Raw genomic sequence first — 20,479 nt, forward strand, 5'->3', positions numbered from 1 at the left:
CCCGGATCCCCGCATGCGCCTGACCCGCTACACCGACTACGCCCTGCGCACCCTGATCTATCTCGGGCTGAACGAGCCGCGGCAGAGCTCGATCGGCGAGATCGCGCGCGCCTACGGCATTTCGGAGAACCACCTGACCAAGGTGGTGCATCAGCTCGGCCGGCTCGGGCTGGTCCGCACCATCCGGGGCCGGGGCGGGGGACTGCGGCTGGCGCTGGACCCGGCCGAGATCGTGGTCGGCGCGGTGGTGCGGCGGACCGAGGAGGATCTGGCGCTGGTGGAGTGCTTCTCAGGCGGCGCCTGCGCGATCACGCCGTCCTGCCGGCTGCGGCGGGCGCTCGGCGAGGCGCTGTCGGCCTTCCTCGCCGTGCTCGACGGCTACACGCTCGCCGACCTCATTGGGGACGGCGACGGAGCCGCGGTGGCGCTGCTGCTGGGGCTGGCGCCGCCGGAGCCGGTGTGAGGCGCTAGTCCAGGCAGAGCCGGAAGTAGAGCTGGCGCACCCGCTCCATGGCCTCCCGGTCCTCGCCCCGGGCCGGGCTCAGGAGCTCCGGCCCGTCCGGCACCCGGCCGAATTCGGCGCGGGCGAGATCGACCACGAAGCCGCGCGGCCCGCTGTAGAGCCCCTGCCGGTTCCGGACGTCCACCGAGCCGCAGATGACCCCGCCCGCGGCCCGGCGCAGCTCCGTCACCCGCGCTTCCGGGCTGTTCAGGTTCCGGCCGACCAGATCCAGCACCGCGCGGGTGTCCGCGGGCCCGATCCCGGCCCCGGAGCCGTCCGCGACGGTCTGGGCGCGGGCGGTCGCGGGCGGGCCGAGGCCCGCACCCATGGCGAGCGCCAAGGCGAGCCGCGTGGCGGCGAGAGCGGCGCGCTTCATCGTGATCCTCCCCGTGTCCCGCGATCCTCGGCGAGCGCGCCGCCATCGGCAAGGCGCGGAGCGGCAGCGTGGCCCCGGCGCCCCGCCCCGCCCGGAAAGCGGTGGCCCGTCCCCGGCCCGGGCTCGACCCGTTCGCCGCCAGGGACTAGCCTCCGGCCCCATGCCCCTCGTGCCCCCGCCCCCGCGCGCCGCCCCGCGCCCGCCGGACAGCCCGGCGACCGACGTGCCCTCCGCCCGGGTGCTCGCCGCCAACCAGCCCGAATGGTCGGTCGGCGACCTCGCGGCGGCGCTCAAGCGCACCCTGGAGGACGCCTTCGGCCACGTGCGCCTGCGCGGCGAGATCTCGGGTTATCGCGGCCAGCACGGCTCGGGCCACGCCTACTTCTCCCTGAAGGACGGGCAGGCCCGCATCGACGCGGTGGTCTGGAAGGGCGTGTTCGGGCGCCTGCGCCAGCGGCCGCAGGAGGGGCTGGAGGTCGTCGCCACCGGGCGCATCACCACCTTTGCCGGCAAGTCCTCGTACCAGATCGTCGTCGAGAGCCTGGAGCCCGCGGGCCTCGGTGCCTGGATGGCGCTCTTGGAGGAGCGCAAGCGGGTGCTGGCGGCCGAGGGCCTGTTCGACCCCGCGCACAAGAAACCGATCCCCTACCTGCCCCGCGTCGTCGGCGTCGTCACCTCGCCGACCGGCGCGGTGATCCGCGACATCCTGCACCGGCTGGAGGACCGCTTTCCCCGCCCCGTCCTGGTCTGGCCGGTGCGGGTGCAGGGCGAGGGCGCGGCGGAAGAAGTCGCGGCCGCGATCCGGGGCTTCAACGCGCTGGAGCCCGGCGGGCGCATCCCGCGGCCCGACGTGCTGATCGTCGCCCGCGGCGGCGGCTCGATCGAGGATCTCTGGTCCTTCAACGAGGAATGCGTGGTCCGGGCCGCCCACGAAAGCCGGATCCCGCTGATCTCGGCGGTGGGCCACGAGACCGACACCACGCTGATCGACTATGTCTCCGACCGCCGCGCGCCGACGCCCACGGGCGCCGCCGAGATGGCGGTGCCGGTCCGCGCCGAGCTCGTCGCCACCGTGCACGATCTCGGCGGGCGCAACCACGGCGCGGTGCTGCGCCGGCTCGACCGCGACCGCGCGGACCTGCGGGCGGCGGCGCGGGCGATTCCCCCCGCCGACGCCTTCCTGGCGGGCAAGCGCCAGCGCCTCGACCTCGCCGAGGCCCGGCTCGCCCCGGCGCTGGCGGCCGGCGCGCGCGGCCACCGCCAGCGCCTGCAGGCGCTGCTCGACCGGCTGGCGCGCCGCTCTCCCGACGTGGCGCTGGCCAATGCCCGGGCCCGGCTGGCCCGCATCGACCACCGGCCCCGGACGGCCGTGCGCAACGACCTGCTGCGCAAGGGCGAGCATCTCGGCCAGCTCGGCCGCCGCCTCGTCGTGGCGCGCGAGGCCACGATCGAGCGGGCGAAGGCGCTTGAGGCGCGGCGGGCGGACCGGCTCGCGGCGGTGCTGGCGCGCCTGCATCAGGCCGGCGCCCGCACGGTCGAGCGCCGCCGCGACCGGCTGGGGGCGCTGGGTGGGCTTCTCGGCTCGCTGAGCTACCGGGCGGTGCTGGAGCGCGGCTACGTGCTGGTGCGCGACGCGGACGGCACGCCGGTGCGCCGCGCCGGGGACGCCGCCCGCGCGCCCGGCCTCAGCCTGCAATTCGCCGACGGCAGCGTGCGGGCGCGGCCCGAGGGCGCGGAGGCCGAGCCCCCTGCCCCGTCCTCTTCCCTGCCCACGTCCCTGTCGGTGCCCGACAAGCCCCCCCGCCGCGCCCCGCGCCGGGCCGCCCGCAAGCCGGCCGAGCCGGAGGCGCAGCAGGCCTCGCTGTTCGAGGCGTGAGCGCCGTCAACGGCGGATTCACCGGCGCCTGTCAGGCTGGCGGCATGACGAGTCTCGCCGCACAGGCTGTCCAGACGCTCGCCGCGTCCTTCTCCCAGCAGATGGGGGTGGCGGTGGCGCGCCAGCAGATCGCGGCGGAGCGCGCGGTGGCCGAGCTGGTCGCCGGCGCGATCCAGCCCGCCGCGCCGCCCGTCCCGCCCGGCCAGGGCCGGATCATCGACACGCGCGTGTAGGCCGCTGGCCTCAGCGCCCCGGCGCCCGCCGGTAATGGTAGCGCGACACCTCCCGGTCGAAGCCGAGCCCGGCGTAGAGCGCCCGGGCCGGCGCGTTGTCGGCCACCACCTGAAGGCAGGCGGCGCTCGCGCCCCGCCCGCGGCCCCAGCGCATCAGCGCCGCCACGACGGCCCGGGCGAGCCCCCGCCCGCGATGCGCCTGCGCGGTCGCCACCGACTCCATCACCACGAGGGACCCGTCGAGCACCCCGTAGGCCTGCGCGGCGATCGCTCCGTCCACCCGCAGGGCCGCGCAGGCCCGCGGCAGCAGGATCGCCGCGTGCATCGCCCGGTAGGCGCGCTCCGCCTCCGAATCGGCCCCGTTGATCGTCGCGCGGAAGGCGAGCCAGTCCGCGTCCGGCGCGTCGGCGAGGGACACCGGGACCTGGGCTTGGCCGCACCCGGCGAGGTCGGCCACGAGCGTCAGGGAGGCGCCCTCCGCCGTGTAGCCCCGGCGGTCCAGCACCGGGTCGAACTCCGGCGCGAGCGAGACGACCCGGAACAGGGCCGGCTGTCCGAGGCCGCGGAAGACCGCCTCGCAGGTCGTGATCGCCGCCTCCGGGGCCGCGCGGGGGCCGCGCAACGGGTTCACCGAATTCGTCCGCCGCGTGGGACCGCCGGCCGCGCGCAGCAGCCAGCCGTCGAGATGCGCCTCGCGCGGCGCCGGCCAGGCGTTGCGGCAGGCCTCCTCGGCCCGCCAAGCCAGATCCGTCCCGTCCATCGCGCCTTCCCCATCCCGTGGTTCCTGCCCGGCGTGCACGCCTCGTTGCCCAAATCCGCAGCCGGGCGGGCCCGCCGTAGGCCCTTTCCGGCGCCCGGGGTTGACGCGCGTGCCGCGGTTTGCGACCGCCTGCCGCGGCACGCCTCATGCCTCACGTCTCGCGCGGCGGGTGCATCCGGCGCGGCCCCGGGCAGGCGCCCCGAGCAGGAGCTCCCATGACCACCACGATCGACAGCGACCAGAAGCTTCACCTCGTCTTCGGCGGCGAGCTGTCGGACCTCGAAGGGGTTCATTTCAAGGATCCGAAGAACCTCGACATCGTCGGCATCTTCCCCGACTACGCCTCCGCCCAGGCTGCCTGGAAGGCCAAGGCCCAGGCCACGGTCGACAGCGCGCAGACACGCTACGTCGTCGTCCATCTGCACCGGCTGCTGGAGCCGTGAGGCATCTTCCATGCGCCACATCCATGCGCTCGGCGCATGGAGTGCACGAGAACATTGTGACGGCAGCACGCCGCTGGTAAGAGCCCAGCCGTTCCGGCTGGGGCTCGCGTCCGTCTGGTGATGTCGCGTCAGGCGTCGCGTCATGTATTCGCGAAGGCGTCCCGGAGGGATGCGCGGTGGGGGCAAGTGAGGCTACGGACATGAAGTCCTCGATCAAGATCATCGCCGGCAACGCGAGCCGGCCCTTGGCCGAGGCGATCGCCGCCTATCTCGAACTGCCTTTGGCCAAGTGCATGGTCCGGCGCTTCGCCGACATGGAGATCTTCGTCGAGCTGCAGGAGAACGTGCGCGGCGAGGACGTATTCATCGTCCAGTCGACCGCCTTCCCGGCCAACGACCACCTGATGGAACTGCTGATCATGATCGACGCCGCGCGCCGGTCCTCGGCGCGGCGCATCACGGCGGTGATCCCCTATTTCGGCTACGCCCGGCAGGACCGGCGCACCTCAGGCCGCACGCCGATCTCTGCCAAGCTCGTGGCCAACCTGATCACCCGGGCCGGCGCCGACCGCGTGCTGACCCTCGATCTCCACGCCGGCCAGATCCAGGGCTTCTTCGACATCCCGACCGACAACCTGTTCGCCGCCCCCGTGATGGTGCGCGACATCAAGGAGCGGGCGGGCTCGACCCAGGACCGCATGGTGGTCTCGCCCGACGTCGGCGGCGTGGTGCGGGCGCGCGCCATCGCCAAGCGCATCGACGCGCCGCTCGCCATCGTGGACAAGCGCCGCGAGCGCCCGGGCGAGTCGGAGGTGATGAACATCATCGGCGACGTCGAGGGCCGCTCCTGCATCCTCGTCGACGACATCGTCGATTCGGGCGGCACGCTGGTCAACGCGGCGGAGGCGCTGCTCAACGCGGGCGCCAAGGACGTCTCTGCCTACATCACGCACGGGGTGCTCTCGGGCGGCGCGGTCTCGCGCATCGCTGCCTCGCGGATGAAGGAGCTCGTCATCACCGACTCGATCCAGCCGACCCAGGCGGTCAAGCTCGCCCGCAACATCCGCGTGGTAACCATCGCCCCGCTCCTCGGCGAGGCGATCGGGCGCACGGCGACCGAGTCCAGCGTCTCCAGCCTGTTCGACTGAGGGCCCTGCGCGGGGCCGCCCTACCCCGAGAAATCCGGCTCCTCGCGGGCGAGGCGCCGCCGGATGCTCTCCAGGTGCAGGCGCGCGCTCTCGGGGTCCCCCTCGCGCATCTGCGCGGCGGTGCGGGCGGCGATCGCCTCGGGCACCGGCACCAGCGGGCGCCCGCTGCCCATGGCCTTCAGCTGCACCTCGGCGGCGCGCTCCAGGTAGTACAGGTCGTCCCAAGCCTCGGCGACCGTCGGGCCGGTGACGATCACCCCGTGGTTGCGCAGGAACACCACGTCGGCCGTCCCGAGCGTCGCGGCGATGCGGTCGCCCTCGTCATAGTCGAGGGCGAGGCCGTTATAGGCGTCGTCCACCGCGACCCGGCCGTAGAACTTCAGCGCGGTCTGGCCGGCGAAGGCCAGGGGTTGGCCCGCGATCATGCTGAGCGCGGTGGCATTCGGCATGTGGGTGTGGAAGGCGGCGCGCGCCCGCGGCAGGCGGGCGTGCAGCCGGGCGTGGATGAAGAAGGCGGTCGCCTCCGGCTGCCCCTCGCCCTCCAGCACGTGCCCGTCGAGGGAGCAGACGAGCAGGTCCGAGGCACGGATCTCCGCGAAGGCGAGGCCGTAGGGATTGACCACGAACAGGTCGTCGCGCCCCGGCACCACGGCCGAGAAGTGGTTGCAGATCCCCTCCTCCAGCCCGTAGCGGGCCGCCATCCGGAAGCAGGCGGCGAGGTCGGTCCGGGTCCGCGCCAGCGCGGCCCGGTCGATGCCGGCGAGGTCGGGGCGGGCGGAGGCGCCGACCGCGCGCAGTTCATGGGCCACGGCTTCTGTCTCCTGGGATCGTCGGGGCGTCTGGGAAAGCGTTTGCGACGGGCGCAGGAAACAGCCCTTCGGCGTGCCATACAAGTCGGCTGGCAAGTCGGCTGGCAAGTCCGCCGGCAAAAGGCCCGGCGCGTCGCCCCTTAGGCCATCGCCCGCGACACCGCCCGGAGGGGCGCTTTCCCGGCGCGCCGCCCGCGCGCGGCGATTGCGCCAGCCCGGCTCCGCGCCTATACTGCGTGCATTCCCCAATTTGTGGCGTGAGACGGGACGTCCGGACAAGTCGAGCCGGAGCCCGCGGACCGGTGCCCCCCGTCTCGGGCCGTTCCCGCGCCCGTGAACGTGGAGCTGCCCGATGTCCCAGGGTCCGCTGATGCCCAAGGCCACCGCCGTCTGGCTGGTGGAGAACACCTCCCTCGCCTTCGAGCAGATCGCCGATTTCTGCAAGCTCCACCCGCTGGAGGTGAAGGGCATCGCCGACGGCGAGGTCGCGGCCGGCATCAAGGGGCTCGACCCGATCACCACGGGCCAACTCACCCGCGACGAGATCGAGAAGGCGCAGAAGGCGCCGCACTACAAGCTCAAGCAGGCGGTCTCGAAGGTGAAGCTGCCGGAGGTGAAGCGCACCACCAAGGGGCCGCGCTACACCCCCCTGTCGCGCCGCCAGGACCGCCCGAACGCCATCCTGTGGCTGGTGCGCAACCACCCCGAGCTGAAGGACGCGCAGATCATCCGGCTGGTCGGCACGACGAAGTCCACCATCCAGCAGATCCGCGAGCGCACCCACTGGAACTCGGCCTCGCTCCAGCCGATGGACCCGGTGACGCTCGGCCTCTGCACCCAGATCGACCTCGACTTCGAGGTGCAGCGCGCCGCCGCCGACCGCCCGGCCCATGTCCAGGCCGATGCCGGCGCCTCGCTGCTGCCGGCCGAGGTCTCGACCGCGCCGGGCTACGAGGCGGAGGACGACCATCGGTCCGGCCGCGGCGACGAGCGCCTCGACGCCGATTCGGTCTTCGCCAAGCTCAAGGGCCGGCGCAGCGAGGACGAGGACGACGAGGCGTACTGATAGGGGCCGTTCTCCCCTCTCGCTGCGGGGAGGGGATTGTACGGTGCGATTGTCTCCAAAACCCTTTTGCTGTAAGGAGCGCGCGTCCTCTCGGTAGGATCGCGCGCTTCGTCTTTTCTGCGTGCCCTCCGCCAACAGCCGGCAGGATCGTCCTCGGACAGCCGCATCACTGCATCGGCAAGCCGCTCCGGCAAGGATCGGTCGCCCCTCCCGTCAATCCCGGGAGCGGCCGCGGTGGACGGGGACGCAACGCAACACGAGCCGCCGATGCCGGGCCTCGCCAGAGGCCCTAGGAGACAGAATGACCGCTGGTACCGCCCTGCAGCAGAACGCCTATCGCGACGACTTCGCGGCGCTGCTCGAGGAGAGCTTCCTCCAACACGAGATCACCGAGGGGTCCGTCGTCAAGGGTCGCGTCGTCGCGATCGAGAAGGACGTGGCCGTCATCGACATCGGCGCCAAGACGGAGGGCCGCGTCGCCCTGAAGGAGTTCACCGGCCCCGGCCGTGAGGGTGAACTCAGCGTCGGCGACGAGGTCGAGGTCTACGTCGACCGCATCGAGAACGCGCTCGGCGAGGCCGTCATCTCGCGCGACAAGGCGCGCCGCGAGGAGTCGTGGGTCAAGCTCGAGAAGGCCTTCGAGGCCAACGAGCGCGTCACCGGCACGATCTTCAACCAGGTCAAGGGCGGCTACACCGTCGATCTCGACGGCGCCGTGGCGTTCCTGCCGCGCTCCCAGGTCGATATCCGCCCGGTGCGCGACGTCACGCCGCTGCTCGGCACGCCCCAGCCCTTCCAGATCCTCAAGATGGATCGCCGCCGCGGCAACATCGTCGTGTCGCGCCGTACCGTGCTCGAGGAGAGCCGCGCCGAGCAGCGCTCGGAGCTGGTGGCCAACCTTGAGGAAGGTCAGGTCATCGACGGCGTCGTCAAGAACATCACCGAGTACGGCGCCTTCGTTGATCTCGGCGGCATCGACGGCCTGCTGCACGTCACCGACATGGCGTGGCGCCGCGTGAACCACCCGTCCGAGGTCGTGCAGATCGGCCAGACGGTGAAGGTCAAGATCATCAAGATCAACCACGAGACGCACCGCATCTCGCTCGGCATCAAGCAGCTGCTCGCCGATCCGTGGGAGGGCATCCAGGCCCGCTATCCCGTAGACGCCAAGCTCAAGGGCCGCGTCACCAACATCACCGATTACGGCGCCTTCGTGGAGCTGGAGCCGGGGATCGAGGGCCTGATCCACGTCTCCGAGATGAGCTGGACCAAGAAGAACGTCCATCCGGGCAAGATCGTCTCCACCTCCCAGGAGGTCGAGGTGCAGATCCTCGAGGTCGATCCGGTCAAGCGCCGCATCTCGCTCGGTCTCAAGCAGACCTTGCAGAACCCCTGGGACGCCTTCGCGGAGAAGCACCCGGTCGGTTCCGAGGTCGAGGGCGAGGTCAAGAACAAGACCGAGTTCGGCCTGTTCATCGGCCTCGAGGGCGACGTCGACGGCATGGTCCACCTGTCGGATCTCGACTGGAACCGTCCCGGCGAGCAGGTCATCGAGGAGTACAAGAAGGGCGACGTGGTGCGCGCCCAGGTTCTCGACGTCGACGTCGAGAAGGAGCGCATCTCGCTGGGCGTGAAGCAGCTCGGCGGCGACCCCTTCGCCGAGGCCGGCGAGATCAAGAAGGGTCAGATCGTCACCTGTGAGGTGGTCGAGGTGAAGGATTCGGGCGTCGAGGTGAAGATCGCCGACACCGACATGCAGACCTTCGTCCGCCGCGCCGAGCTCGCCCGCGACCGCGGCGACCAGCGTCCCGAGCGTTTCGCCCCCGGCGAGAAGTTCGACGCCCGCGTCGTGCAGTTCGACCGCAAGGCCCGCCGCGTGCAGGTCTCGATCAAGGCCCTGGAGATGGCCGAGGAGAAGGAGGCGATGGCCCAGTTCGGCTCGGCCGATTCGGGCGCCTCGCTCGGCGACATCCTGGGCGCCGCCTTCAACAAGAAGCGCTCCGACGACGAGTGAGCCGAGAGGCTCCGCCGCCGCCCTGACGGGCGGCGGCAACGCGTACGCGAAGCCCGCCCGGGATCCGTCCCGGGCGGGCTTCGCTGTTTTCGGGGGGAGCGTACCAGCTGCGGTTGTCCCTTCGGAGGCCCCGGATCCCCTTCTCCGCCTGGGGAGAGGGAGATCCGCGAGGCCCGAAAGGATCACTCGGATTTGGCGCAGGACGGCAGCGCCCACCCCGCTCTCGCCTCCCGGGGCGGTCGGTCAATCTCGGTCAACCCTCTGGACCCAACCGAAGTTTGGGTGCAAACCGGCGCCGCTTGTGACAGCTTGGAATCGTCGGCCCCGACCGTGTGCGGCCGGGCTCGGGCGGTCCCCAAGCAAGAAACGGAAGCCGGCCCCGGGGCCGGACGCGCGAGGGAGAGCACCATCGCATGGCCGCCGACGCCGAACTCCTGATCGACCGCCGGCGCCTGCGCCGCAAGCTCTCGCTCTGGCGGGTGCTGGGCATCGGCGGCCTCGTGGTCGCGGTCGGCGCCGTCGGCCTGCGCGCCCGTTCCGGCACGGACGGGCTCGGCTTCGGCGCCGTGCGCCCGCAGATCGCCCGGGTCTCGGTCTCGGGCTTCATCGCCGGCAGCGAGGCCACCGCCAAGCTCCTGAAGCGGGTGGGCGAGGCCTCGGCCGTGCAGGGCGTGGTGGTCTCGATCAACTCGCCGGGCGGCTCGACCACGGGCTCGGAGGAGCTCTACCGCAACCTGCGCCAACTCGCCGAGAAGAAGCCGGTCGTGGCCTTCGTGGACGGCACCGCGGCATCGGGCGCCTACATCACGGCGCTCGCCGCCGACCATATCGTGGCGCGCGAGACTTCGCTCGTCGGCTCGATCGGCGTGCTGTTCCAGTATCCCGAGGTGTCGGGGCTGCTCGACAAGGTCGGCGTGAAGGTCGAGGCCATCAAGTCCTCGCCACTGAAGGCCGAGCCCTCCGGCTTCGCGCCGACCTCGCCGGAGGCCCGCGCGGCGCTGGCTTCCGTCGTCGGCGACACCTACGCGTGGTTCAAGGGGCTGGTGGCCGAGCGCCGGCAGATGAGCGACCAGCAACTCGCCGCCGTCTCGGACGGGCGCGTGTTCAGCGGGCGCCAGAGCATCCCGTTGAAGCTCGTGGACGAGCTCGGCAGCGAGCGGCAGGCGGTGGCGTGGCTGGAGAGCGAGCGCAAGGTCGCCAAGAACCTGCCGGTGACGGACTGGAAGCCGCGCTCCGAATCGGATTTCGGCCTGTGGTCGGCACTGGGCACGGGCGCCGGCCTCCTCGGGCTCGACGGCCTCGCCGCGCGCCTGCGCGGGCTGGAGAGCGAGACGCGGGCGCTGACCGAGGGCGGCCTGCTCGTCCTCTGGCGCCCCGCCGGCACGCCCTGAGCCGATACGTCCTGAGTCCGAGCCCGGCCCGCCGCCCACGCCCTCCGATCCTTCGAGAAGACCGCCGCACGATGATCAAGTCGGAGCTCGTCCTCAGAATCGCCGAGCGCAATCCCCATCTCTACCAGCGGGACGTCGAGATCCTGGTCAACGCGATCCTCGACACGATCGCCGACGCGCTGGCCCGCGGGGACCGGGTGGAGTTGCGCGGCTTCGGCGCCTTCTCGGTGAAGCGGCGCGAGGCACGCAAGGGGCGCAACCCGCGCACGGGCGCGGCCGTTGCCGTGTCCGAGAAGGCCATCCCCGTGTTCAAGACCGGCAAGGAGATGCGCCAGCGCCTCAACGCCGCCGGCATCGGCGACGGCCCGGCCGAGGCCGAGTGAGCTGCATTCCTCAGGTCTGGAGAAGACGATGATCCGTTTCCTGAAAGGTCTGGTGCTGCTGCCCGTCGCCGTGGTGGTGATCCTGTTCGCGGTGGCCAACCGTGAGCCGGTGCGGCTCTCCCTCGATCCGTTCTCGCAGGTGCCGGCCTTCAGCGCGAGCCTGCCGCTCTACGCGGTGCTGTTCGCGGCGGTCGCGGTCGGCATCGTGGTCGGTGGCATCTTCGCCTGGCTCGGCCAGGGCAATGTCCGCCGCACGGCCCGGCAGCGCGGGCGCGAGGTGCGCCGCCTGGAGGGCGAGACCGCCCGGTTGCGCACCTACGCGCCCGAGCCCGTCGCCCCCGCGGGAGGACTTCCGGCCCGCACCGCCCTCCCCGCCCCGCGCTGAACGCGGTTCCGCGGTGGGCGTGCGCGTCAAGATCTGCGGGCTCTCCACCGGCGACACGCTGGCGGCGGCGCTCGACGCGGGCGCCGACCTCGTGGGCTTCGTGCATTTCCCGAAGAGCCCGCGCCATCTCGGCTGGGCCGAGGCGCGCGCGCTCGCCGCCGAGGTCCGTGGCCGGGCCGAGCGCGTGGTGCTGCTGGTCGACCCCGACGACGCCACGCTCGCGGCGGCGCTCGAGAGCGTCGCGCCCGATCTGATCCAACTCCACGGGCGCGAGAGCCCGGAGCGCGTCGCCGCGATCCGGCGCTTCACCGGGCGCCCGGTGATGAAGGCGCTGGGCATCGCGGAATCGGCCGACCTCGCGCGCGTGGCCGACTACGCGGCGGCCGACCGCCTGCTCCTCGACGCCAAGCCGCCGCGCGGCGCCGCGCTCCCCGGCGGCAACGGGCTCGCCTTCGACTGGTCGCTCCTCGCGGGTACCGCCCTGCCCCGGGGCTGGATGCTCTCCGGCGGGCTTCGGCCCGGCACGGTGGCCGAGGCGCTCGCCCGCACGGGGGCGATGGCCGTCGACGTCTCCTCCGGCGTCGAGACGGCGCCCGGTGTGAAGGATCCGGCCCTGATCGCGGCCTTCGTGGCGGCGGTGCGGGCGGGTGCCGCGCCCGAGGACGCGGCGCCCGGCTTGGCGTCCGCGCCCCGAGAGGTCTAAAGCAGGCGCAAACGGGCCCTTCGACCGGGCCCTTGCCCGACCGCCGCCCGACCCGCGCCCGAGGACTGCTCCGTGACCGTCGCACCCGCCCCGAACTCCTTCCGCACCGGCCCCGACGAGCGCGGGCGCTTCGGCATCTTCGGCGGCCGCTTCGTGGCCGAGACCTTGATGCCGCTGATCCTCGACCTCGAGAAAGCCTACACCGAGGCCAAGGCCGATCCGCAGTTCCAGGCCGACATGGAGAGCTACGGCACGCATTATATCGGCCGGCCGAGCCCGCTCTACTATGCCGAGCGCCTGACCGAGCACCTGCGGGCCAAGGCGCCCGCCGGCCAGGGCGCGAAGATCTACTTCAAGCGCGAGGAGCTGAACCACACCGGCTCGCACAAGGTGAACAACGTGCTGGGCCAGATCCTGCTGGCCCGCCGGATGGGCAAGCCGCGCATCATTGCCGAGACGGGGGCAGGCCAGCACGGCGTGGCCACCGCAACCCTGTGCGCGCGCTTCGGCCTCAAATGCGTGGTCTACATGGGCGCTGTCGACGTGGCCCGGCAGGCCCCGAACGTCTTCCGCATGAAGATGCTGGGCGCCGAGGTGGTGCCGGTCGAGTCCGGCACCAAGACCCTCAAGGACGCGATGAACGAGGCGCTCCGCGACTGGGTCACCAACGTCGCCGACACGTTCTACTGCATCGGCACGGTGGCGGGCCCGCACCCCTATCCGGCGATGGTGCGCGACTTCCAGTCGGTGATCGGCATCGAGACCAAGCAGCAGATGCTGGCGCTGGAGGGGCGTCTGCCCGACTCGCTCGTCGCCTGCATCGGCGGCGGCTCGAACGCCATGGGCCTGTTCCATCCCTTCCTCGACGACCGCGAGGTCGAGATCTTCGGGGTGGAGGCGGCCGGCCACGGCGTCGGAAGCGGCCTGCACGCGGCCTCGCTCACCGGCGGCAAGCCCGGCGTTCTGCACGGCAACCGCACCTACCTGCTGATGGACGGCGACGGCCAGATCGCCGATGCGCACTCGATCTCGGCGGGCCTCGACTATCCGGGCATCGGCCCCGAACACGCCTGGCTGCACGAGATGGGCCGCGTGACCTACCTGTCGGCGACCGATGCGGAGACGCTGGAGGCGTTCAAGCTCTGCTCGATGCTGGAGGGCATCATTCCCGCGCTCGAGCCCGCCCACGCCCTGGCCAAGATCCTCGAACTGGCGCCCCAGCGCCCGGCCGAGCACTTGATGGTGCTGAACCTCTCGGGCCGGGGTGACAAGGACATACCGCAGGTGGCGGAGATCTTCGGAACCAAGCTCTGAGACGGCGGCGAAGGGAACGAGGGCGTTGACACCGCAGCGTCCCTCTCCCTATACCCAGCCACCGACGCGGTGGCCTCTCAAGGCCGCCGACGGCATGGGGCGGGGTAGCTCAGCTGGTTAGAGCAGAGGAATCATAATCCTTGTGTCGGGGGTTCAAATCCCTCCCTCGCTACCATCATTTCAGCCCGCCCGGTCAATGACTTGGCGGGTTTTTTGATGCCTGCTCCCTTGCCCTGCTGGCCTGCAACACGCTGCAACACGGTGCGTGATTTTCCAATGGGTTACAGTTTCTGGCTGGCGGCTCCGCGCAACACGGATGGAACACGTTTGGCTCTGTCGCCAAGCGCACCTCAGGCTGGATGCGAGCTCCGCGTAGGCTCAGTGCCTTCGCCCCATCGACATGCCTCCTGCTTCCTTGGCAGGATGCCTTGAGGCCGATCCTGATGGACAGAACTCGCAGACGGCATCCATCGATCTAAGCACCTCGCACGGAGGGTATCGGATGCGCGTTCTGCTCGTGGGCTACGAACCGGAGGTGGTCGACTTCTCCAACCCGGCGTTGCCGCCCGGCCTCGACGCCGAGAAGATCCATCACGGGATCCGAGTAGCTTTGTAGGACATGCGCGGCTGTGGCTGGACGGCCGAGCAATGCCTGATCCGGCCCGATGATTAGGCCGGCCAAGCCGTGCGGGAAAAGCTCGCCGCCGCCCCGTACGACTGCCTCGTGATCGGCGCAGGCATCCGCTCCTGGCCGCGCCACCTGCCGGTGTTCGAGGCCATCCTCAACGCGGCCCGGGAGGCGGCGCCGACAACCGCCATCGCCTTCAACACGCGCCCGCAGGATAGCGCGGCGGCGGTCGAGCGCGTGTACCGCGAAGCCGATCGCGGGAGGCGCCATGCCGAGAGCACCAGCTCGTCCCGACGGCACTGAGCCATCCGGCTTGTTTGCCGGCGGCCGGGAGCTCTGCCATGTGCTCATAGGCCCAGCGTGAATTGAGGCCGCGGTCCGCGAGATCCGCGCCCAGGCGCTCCGAGAGGCGATCGCGATCATCTGCGCCCGCGTGCTGCCGGCGCTGAGACCTGCCGGAGCCGGGGCTTGCGCTGCCTCGAGCGGCCCGAGAGGAGCACCGGCCGATAACGGATCCGCTCTCCTGCCGCCCGCACCGCTGGCTCACGGGCAGGACCTGCGGCTCATCGACGACACAGATCCGCCCGCCATCGCTGCGTCGATCGCCCGCTCGACCTTCGCGCGGGCGCTGTAATGCGTCATATGGCCGATGCCGGGCAGCAGCCTGAGAGTGCTGCCGGGGATCGTCGTGTGCAGCCGCACGGAGTGCACGGTCGCGTCCACGACGGCGTCCGCGTCGCCGGTCAGAATCGTGACCGGCAGGGTCAGGCCAGCATAGCGGGCCTGGAGCCGGGCGACAGTGGCGTTCATCGAGGCTGCATCCTCCGAGACCGCGCGCAGCTGCGTCGCCGCCGACGCGATCTCGACGGGGAAGCGCGCCGTGAAGCGGGCCGGCACCGGCTGGGGCCGGAACACCTTCCGGTAGGCCTGCCCCGCGAGCGCCCGGTTGACCGCGGCGGGCACCAGCGCGCGCGCCGCGTCGCCGAGCCCCGGCACGGCGAGCGGCGCGGCCAGGACGGCGTCCGCGCGCTGCTGCGGGAAGAAATAGCCCGACAGCAGGACGAGGCCGCGCAGCTCGCGCCGCACCTCCGCAGCGAGCGCGAGAGTGACGATCGTGCCCCACGAATGCCCGACGACGAGCGGGCGCTCGGCCTTGAGTTCGTCGAGGATCCGGTCGAGGAGTGCCGCCTGGGCCGCGGCCGTCCAGACCCGGTGGCGCGGCCGGGCCGTGTAGCCGAAGCCGGGCCGGTCGAGGGCGATGACGCGGTAGCGCGTGGCCAGCCGGTCGATCAGCCCGCAGATCGCGAAGTCCTCGGCCATGGTCCCGTTGCCGTGCACCAGCACGACGGGCCGCCCGCGGCCGCGCACGACGACGTGGACGGGCAGGCCGTCGACCGTCACGAACCGGCCCGACGGGCGCCGGACCACCTCCGGCCCGCGCGGGCCCTGCGCGGCCCGCATTGCGATCTCGGCTTGCCGCACCGTCCGCTTTACGGAGCGGGCCGCCTGCTTGCGCGTGTCGCGAATCGCCTGCTCGGCTGACCGGGTCACCGCTTCGGTGGCGGCCTTCGTCGCGGCCTGGGTCGCCACTTCGACGGACCGGGCGATCTGCCGCGTCGTGCGGGTGAGGCTGCGGCGCACGAGACGCTGGGTGCGGCGGGACGGGGTGAATGGAAACACGGCGACCTCGCGGGATGCCCGAGCGATGCGACCCTCGGGATTGCTAATCCCGGGCCACGCCCGGAACCTCCGACCCCCGCGGCGGGCGCGGAGGTGGGGGCGGCTGCTTCTGCAACTACTGCGGCTGCGGGGGCGGTTCGGGTTGGCGGGCGCGGGACGGGAAGTGCGTCCGCCCCCGCAGCATCACCAAGCTGTGCAGCTCGGGGAAGGAGGCGAAGGCAGCCGGCTGGCGGCCGCCCCGGGGCTAGAACAGGATACTCGCCGCGACCAAGGCAAAGGCCACAATGGGTGGGGAGCGGTCACCGGCTTCATGCCAGGAAGCAGACATTACTCCGGCGTCGGCTGGACCGTGAGATCGACGCACGAGGTCAGGCCAATCACCCGCGCGAGCTTCTCCATCTCCGTCGTCCTGCGACGAAGTTCGACGATCGTTTCGGGTCAGGGATCAAGCGGTACGTTCGCCAGCAAAGTGCGCGTCTGGGTGAGATCGCGTCCAAAGCAGCCACCAACGCGTACAACTCGTGGATGGTCGTCGGCAGCGGTTCGGCCATCGTGTCCTCCCCGGGCAGCGCATTGGAGCACGTCGGCGCCCGAGACACCAAGCGGGTTCCGCCGTTGTCGTTTTATCCACGAGCGGACATCGTGGAAGGCAAGATCCAAGGGCAGCGTGTACATGTCCGAATGGCCTCAAGGACCCGGCGAGATGGCCGGGCGTATCCGCTCGTTCGACTGGGCATCGACGCCGCTCGGGCCGATCGCGCGCTGGCCGCAGAGCCTGAAGACGATCGTCGACCTGATGCTTGGGTCGCCGAGCATGATGAGCCTCGTCTGGGGGCCGGAGGCGATCCATCTCTACAATGACCGCTTCACGGATCTGCTTCGTGAGCATCGCATCCTGGCCCTGGGCCGGTCCGCCTACGAGACCTTCGCCCAGTCGCGCGACGTCTTCGAGGCCGACACCGCGGCCGGCATGGCCGGGAGGTCAGCGCGGTTGGTGGCGCAACGCTACCCCGTGCTCCGGCAGGGTCGTTTGGAAGAGGCTTGGTTCGATGTGGACTACGCGCCGATCCGCGACGAGGCTGGGACCGTCGCTGGCGTCCTCTGGACGCTGAAGGAGACGACAGCACAGAATCTGGCGGAGCAAGCCCTCCGCACGAGCGAGGAGAAGTATCGAACGCTGTTTGATTCGATAGATGAAGGCTTTTGCCTCATCGAGGTACTGTTCGATGACGCCGGTAACCCCAATGATTACGCATTTCTCGAGACCAATGCCGCCTTCGAACGTCAGACAGGCCTTGCCGGCGCTACTGGCAAGCGAATGCGCGAGCTTGCGCCCGACCTTGAGCGACACTGGTTCGAGATCTATGGGCGAATCGCGATGTCGGGCGAGCCGCAGCGGTTCGAACAGCCGGCGGAGGCACTTGGCCGCTGGTATGACGTGTACGCGTTTCGGATCGGCGATCCCGAGCAGCGGCGCGTTGCGATCCTCTTCAACGACGTTGCCAAGCGCAAGCAGACCGAGCGCGAGCTTCGCGAGAGCGAAGAGCGGCAGGCGTTCCTGCTTGCGCTGAGCGATGCGCTCCGACCACTCGCCGACGCGAGTGAGATACAAGCCACCGCGGCCCGGCTGCTTGGCGTGCATCTGGGTGTCGACCGCGCGATGTATGGGGAGGTGACGGGCGAACCCGGCGCGGAGACAGGAGTGATCCGTGGCCAGTTCATCCGGCCGGCGGCTCCGGACCGACCATCACCGGCCCCGTTCCCGGATCGCTTCACTTACGAGACGTTCGGCGCTGACGTAATGGCGAGACGCTATGGCGGCGAAGGCCTCGTCGTCGCAGACGTGAATGCCGATCCGGGATTCGACGCGAGCGAGCGCGCGGCATGGGCCAGGGTCGGTGTTCAGGCGGCGATCGTGGCGCCGCTGGTCAAGGGCGATCGATTGGTGGCCGAACTCGGCGTGCACTCCGAGAGGCCGCGCATATGGTCAAGCGCCGAGGTCTCGCTGGTGCGCGAGGTCGGCGAACGTACTTGGGCGGCAGCAGAGCGCGCCCGCGCCGAGGCGGCGTTGCGCGAGAGCGAAGAGCGCTTCAGGCAGTTCGCGCATGCCGCTGCCGAGGGGGCTTGGATCAGGGATGCCGAGACCCTCGACATGGAATACGTCAGCCCTGCCGCCAGTCGGATTTACGGCGTGGAGCCGCAGACTCTTCTCGATGGGGTGCAGCATTGGGCCGGTTTGATCGTGCCCGAGGATCGCGGCGTCGCTTTAGCGCACCTGGAGGACGCTCGTGGCGGCGAGGTCGTGGCGTACGAGTTCCGCATTCAGCGCCCCTCCGACGGTGCCTTTCGCTGGATCAGAAGCATCGACTTCCCCCTCTTTGATAGCCGCGGCAGAGTTCAGCGGATCGGCGGCCTGGCCGAGGATTTTACCGAGGCCAAGCTCGCGGCCGAGCACTCGGCCGTCCTTCTGGCCGAGCTTCAGCACCGCGTGCGTAACATCATGGCGCTCTTGCGCTCGATCACGAGCCGGACAGGTGAGCGCGCTGAGAGCGTTGCGGATTACCGGGACCTCATGATGGGCCGCCTCCTTGCCTTCGCGCGCGTCCAGGCGCTGCTCACCCGCACGGCCAATGTCAGCGTCGGCATCCGTTCGATCGTGCATGACGAGGTTAGCGTCCAGGCCCAGCACGAAGGCCAGTACATCCTCGACGGCCCCGACGTGACGCTCTCGCCGAAGGCAGCTGAGGTGCTGACGCTGGCGATCCATGAGTTGGCCACCAACGCCGCGAAGTACGGCGCTCTCTCTGTGCCGACGGGCCGGATCGCCGTGCGCTGGTCGATCTTCGAGAAGCGCGGCGGCCCCTGGCTCGGCTTCGACTGGACCGAGGAAGGCGCCCCCGCGCGCTCGCAGCCCACACCCAGCACGCCGCGCCGTCGCGGCTTCGGCTCGGAGCTGATCGAGGGACGCATCCCCTATGAGCTGCGAGGCCGCGGGCAGCTCACCATCGAGCCGGGCGGCGCCGGCTGCCATTTGGAATTCCCGCTTCAAGGGGGTGCCAGTATCCTGGAGACGAGCGCCCCGCAGCGGGCCACAGTGTTCGGAGGAGCGATCGACATGACGGGCGAACCGGACCTGACAGGCCGCCGCGTGCTGGTGGTGGAGGACGACTACTACCTCGCGACCGACACCGCCCGAGCGCTTCGCGGGGCAGGGGCGGAAGTCCTGGGTCCGTGCGCGACCGAGGCGGACGCGCGGGCGGAACTAGAGGAGGCGCATCCCGACGCGGTGGTGGTCGACATCAACCTTGGTCCGGGCCCGTCCTTCAAGCTGGCCGAGACGCTGAAGGACCACGGCATCCCGTTCGTGTTCACGACCGGCTACGACGCGGAGGTGATCCCGGTGGAGTTTGAGGGCGTCGAGCGGTTGGAGAAGCCGCTTCAGCTTCGGCAGATCATTGGCGCGGTGGCAAAGCTGACAGCAGCCGCATAGCCCGAGAGCAGACGTTCACAGGGTCCGCAACGCGTGGATAGCAGTCCCGAGCCTCTCGCCCGGAGGCAGACTGACGCCGGACTGTTCGCTTGGCGGCCGCGCGAGCTTAGCTGGAAGGATCGCCGCAACACGCCCTATTGAGGCCGCCGGTATTTGGTTGGGCGACGCACATTCTCGATTAGAAAACAGTCAGCGCAGAAGCCAAGCTTCATTCCTCGGGATTAAGCCGCCCGATCAAGCGTAGCGCGGCAATTTGGACTCAGATATTTTTTGCACGAGGGGGTCTGGAACTTCGCTCGATACAACGCGTCTGCAGGCGACTGTCTGCAGGAAGTAAAACCTTGCTCCTCGAGCCATCGATCGTTCTTGACCCTTCTCGATGCCACCTTGGCGAAGGACCGAGCTACGATCTCGGGACCGACACCGTGTGGTGGGTCGATATCCTGGAGAAGCGCCTGTTCGAGCGGTCGCTGCGCGAGGACGCGGAGCCCGCTCGTATCCACACGCTGCCGTTCATGGCCAGCGACGTCGCCTCGATCGATCCGGGCCGCCAACTGCTCTCGGTTGATGACGGGCTCTACGTCAGGACTATCGCGGACGGGCAACTCTCTCTCTACGCCGCGCTCGAAGCGGACGATCCCGGCACACGGTCCAACGACGGGCGCGTGCATCCCAGCGGCGCCCTCTGGATCGGAACCATGGGGCGCGATGCGCAAACTGGGCGCGGTGCGATCTACCACGTCGCGGGGACACGCATCACACGCCTCTACGCCGGGCTGACCACGCCCAACGGAATCGCTTTCTCCCCAAACGGGGCGACAGGCTATTTCGTCGATACCGATGAGGGCGTGCTCCGGCGCGTCGCCCTCGACCCCGCCACCGGTCTCCCCGCGGGAGAGCCCGAGACCCATTATGACCACAGCGGCGGTGAGGGCGGTATCGATGGAGCGGCGGTCGACAGAGACGGCCTGATCTGGACGGCTCGCTTCGGCGCCGGCTGCCTCGATGCCTACAGCCCCGCGGGGGAGCGCGTCCGCACTATCCCCATCCCGGCCCGGCAGCCCACATGCCCGACCTTCGTCGGGCGCGACCTCGACCGCCTCCTCGTGACGACCGCCTACGAAGGAATGAGCGCGGCCGAGAGGGCCGACGACCCGGAACACGGGCGCACGCTCCTCGTCGATGTCGGCGTTCGCGGCCTGATCGAGCCGGCCTTCCGTCTCGTCGCCTGACGGCACTTCCCCGTCCAATCCCGACAGCACCGCCGAAGGGCCGCCG

At 70.7% G+C, this 20,479-nt stretch carries 19 protein-coding genes and 1 tRNA gene; 16 read left to right on the forward strand and 4 right to left on the reverse strand.

Translation table 11 applies throughout. The features are described 5' to 3' along the window. Positions 1–13: 13 nt before the first annotated feature. Positions 14–463 carry an Rrf2 family transcriptional regulator gene (locus MFF54_RS11520; RefSeq protein WP_238302942.1) on the forward strand — a complete coding sequence of 150 codons (450 nt, stop codon included), beginning with the start codon at positions 14–16 and terminating at the stop codon, positions 461–463. A gap of 4 nt (positions 464–467) precedes the next feature. On the opposite strand, the gene MFF54_RS11525 is transcribed toward MFF54_RS11520, so the two are convergent. Next, a complete protein-coding gene (locus MFF54_RS11525; RefSeq protein WP_238302944.1) occupies positions 468–878 on the reverse strand; it encodes a hypothetical protein in 411 nt (136 codons plus the stop codon). Between the two features lie 160 nt (positions 879–1,038). Here MFF54_RS11525 and xseA point away from each other — a divergent pair, with 160 nt between their 5' ends. Further along, positions 1,039–2,754, forward strand: a complete 1,716-nt coding sequence (gene xseA, locus MFF54_RS11530) for an exodeoxyribonuclease VII large subunit (RefSeq protein WP_238302946.1) — start codon at positions 1,039–1,041, stop codon at positions 2,752–2,754. Positions 2,755–2,798: 44 nt separating this feature from the next. Next, positions 2,799–2,987 carry a hypothetical protein gene (locus MFF54_RS11535; RefSeq protein WP_238302948.1) on the forward strand — a complete coding sequence of 63 codons (189 nt, stop codon included), beginning with the start codon at positions 2,799–2,801 and terminating at the stop codon, positions 2,985–2,987. Positions 2,988–2,997: 10 nt separating this feature from the next. Here MFF54_RS11535 and MFF54_RS11540 read toward each other — a convergent pair whose 3' ends face one another. After that, on the reverse strand, positions 2,998–3,747 hold the full coding sequence (locus MFF54_RS11540; protein WP_238302950.1) for a GNAT family N-acetyltransferase: 750 nt from the start codon (positions 3,745–3,747) through the stop codon (positions 2,998–3,000). A 215-nt stretch (positions 3,748–3,962) separates the two neighbouring features. Between MFF54_RS11540 and MFF54_RS11545 the strand changes: the two genes are divergently transcribed. Then, entirely contained in the window at positions 3,963–4,190 is a 228-nt protein-coding gene (locus MFF54_RS11545) for a DUF4170 domain-containing protein (protein ID WP_238302952.1), read from the forward strand. A 200-nt stretch (positions 4,191–4,390) separates the two neighbouring features. Further along, a complete protein-coding gene (locus tag MFF54_RS11550; protein WP_238302953.1) occupies positions 4,391–5,338 on the forward strand; it encodes a ribose-phosphate pyrophosphokinase in 948 nt (315 codons plus the stop codon). 20 nt (positions 5,339–5,358) lie between these two features. Here the strand turns inward: MFF54_RS11550 and MFF54_RS11555 are convergent, their stop codons facing one another. Beyond that, positions 5,359–6,147: an aldolase gene (locus MFF54_RS11555; RefSeq protein WP_370880125.1), complete on the reverse strand. Its 789-nt coding sequence runs from the start codon at positions 6,145–6,147 to the stop codon at positions 5,359–5,361. A gap of 352 nt (positions 6,148–6,499) precedes the next feature. Between MFF54_RS11555 and MFF54_RS11560 the strand changes: the two genes are divergently transcribed. The 9 genes from MFF54_RS11560 (at position 6,500) to MFF54_RS11600 (ending at position 14,334) form a co-directional block, all read left to right on the forward strand. Then, the gene (locus tag MFF54_RS11560; protein WP_238302955.1) at positions 6,500–7,213 is read left to right on the forward strand and encodes a DUF1013 domain-containing protein; all 714 of its coding nucleotides are present in this window, start codon (positions 6,500–6,502) and stop codon (positions 7,211–7,213) included. Positions 7,214–7,514: 301 nt separating this feature from the next. Beyond that, positions 7,515–9,227 carry a 30S ribosomal protein S1 gene (gene rpsA / locus MFF54_RS11565; RefSeq protein ID WP_238302957.1) on the forward strand — a complete coding sequence of 571 codons (1,713 nt, stop codon included), beginning with the start codon at positions 7,515–7,517 and terminating at the stop codon, positions 9,225–9,227. A 413-nt stretch (positions 9,228–9,640) separates the two neighbouring features. Further along, positions 9,641–10,618, forward strand: a complete 978-nt coding sequence (gene sppA, locus MFF54_RS11570) for a signal peptide peptidase SppA (RefSeq protein WP_238302959.1) — start codon at positions 9,641–9,643, stop codon at positions 10,616–10,618. A gap of 71 nt (positions 10,619–10,689) precedes the next feature. Beyond that, positions 10,690–11,001, forward strand: coding sequence for an integration host factor subunit beta (locus tag MFF54_RS11575; protein ID WP_066926124.1), 312 nt, complete (start codon positions 10,690–10,692; stop codon positions 10,999–11,001). A gap of 28 nt (positions 11,002–11,029) precedes the next feature. Further along, complete coding sequence (locus tag MFF54_RS11580) at positions 11,030–11,386, forward strand: lipopolysaccharide assembly protein LapA domain-containing protein (RefSeq protein ID WP_238302961.1); 357 nt, start codon at positions 11,030–11,032, stop codon at positions 11,384–11,386. A gap of 19 nt (positions 11,387–11,405) precedes the next feature. After that, positions 11,406–12,089: a phosphoribosylanthranilate isomerase gene (locus MFF54_RS11585; RefSeq protein WP_238302962.1), complete on the forward strand. Its 684-nt coding sequence runs from the start codon at positions 11,406–11,408 to the stop codon at positions 12,087–12,089. Positions 12,090–12,161: 72 nt separating this feature from the next. After that, the gene (gene trpB / locus MFF54_RS11590) at positions 12,162–13,403 is read left to right on the forward strand and encodes a tryptophan synthase subunit beta (RefSeq protein WP_238302964.1); all 1,242 of its coding nucleotides are present in this window, start codon (positions 12,162–12,164) and stop codon (positions 13,401–13,403) included. A gap of 98 nt (positions 13,404–13,501) precedes the next feature. Then, a tRNA-Met gene (locus MFF54_RS11595) sits at positions 13,502–13,578 on the forward strand. A 510-nt stretch (positions 13,579–14,088) separates the two neighbouring features. Further along, positions 14,089–14,334, forward strand: a complete 246-nt coding sequence (locus MFF54_RS11600) for a hypothetical protein (protein WP_238302966.1) — start codon at positions 14,089–14,091, stop codon at positions 14,332–14,334. 240 nt (positions 14,335–14,574) lie between these two features. Here the strand turns inward: MFF54_RS11600 and MFF54_RS11605 are convergent, their stop codons facing one another. Next, positions 14,575–15,711 (reverse strand): alpha/beta fold hydrolase, encoded by a 1,137-nt coding sequence (locus tag MFF54_RS11605; RefSeq protein WP_238302968.1) that lies wholly within the window; start codon positions 15,709–15,711, stop codon positions 14,575–14,577. Positions 15,712–16,414: 703 nt separating this feature from the next. Between MFF54_RS11605 and MFF54_RS11610 the strand changes: the two genes are divergently transcribed. Next, positions 16,415–19,201 (forward strand): PAS domain S-box protein, encoded by a 2,787-nt coding sequence (locus MFF54_RS11610; RefSeq protein ID WP_238302970.1) that lies wholly within the window; start codon positions 16,415–16,417, stop codon positions 19,199–19,201. 341 nt (positions 19,202–19,542) lie between these two features. Further along, the gene (locus MFF54_RS11615; protein WP_238302971.1) at positions 19,543–20,433 is read left to right on the forward strand and encodes an SMP-30/gluconolactonase/LRE family protein; all 891 of its coding nucleotides are present in this window, start codon (positions 19,543–19,545) and stop codon (positions 20,431–20,433) included. Positions 20,434–20,479 lie beyond the last annotated feature (46 nt).

This window comes from Methylobacterium gregans, assembly GCF_022179245.1.
GTDB lineage: Bacteria > Pseudomonadota > Alphaproteobacteria > Rhizobiales > Beijerinckiaceae > Methylobacterium > Methylobacterium gregans.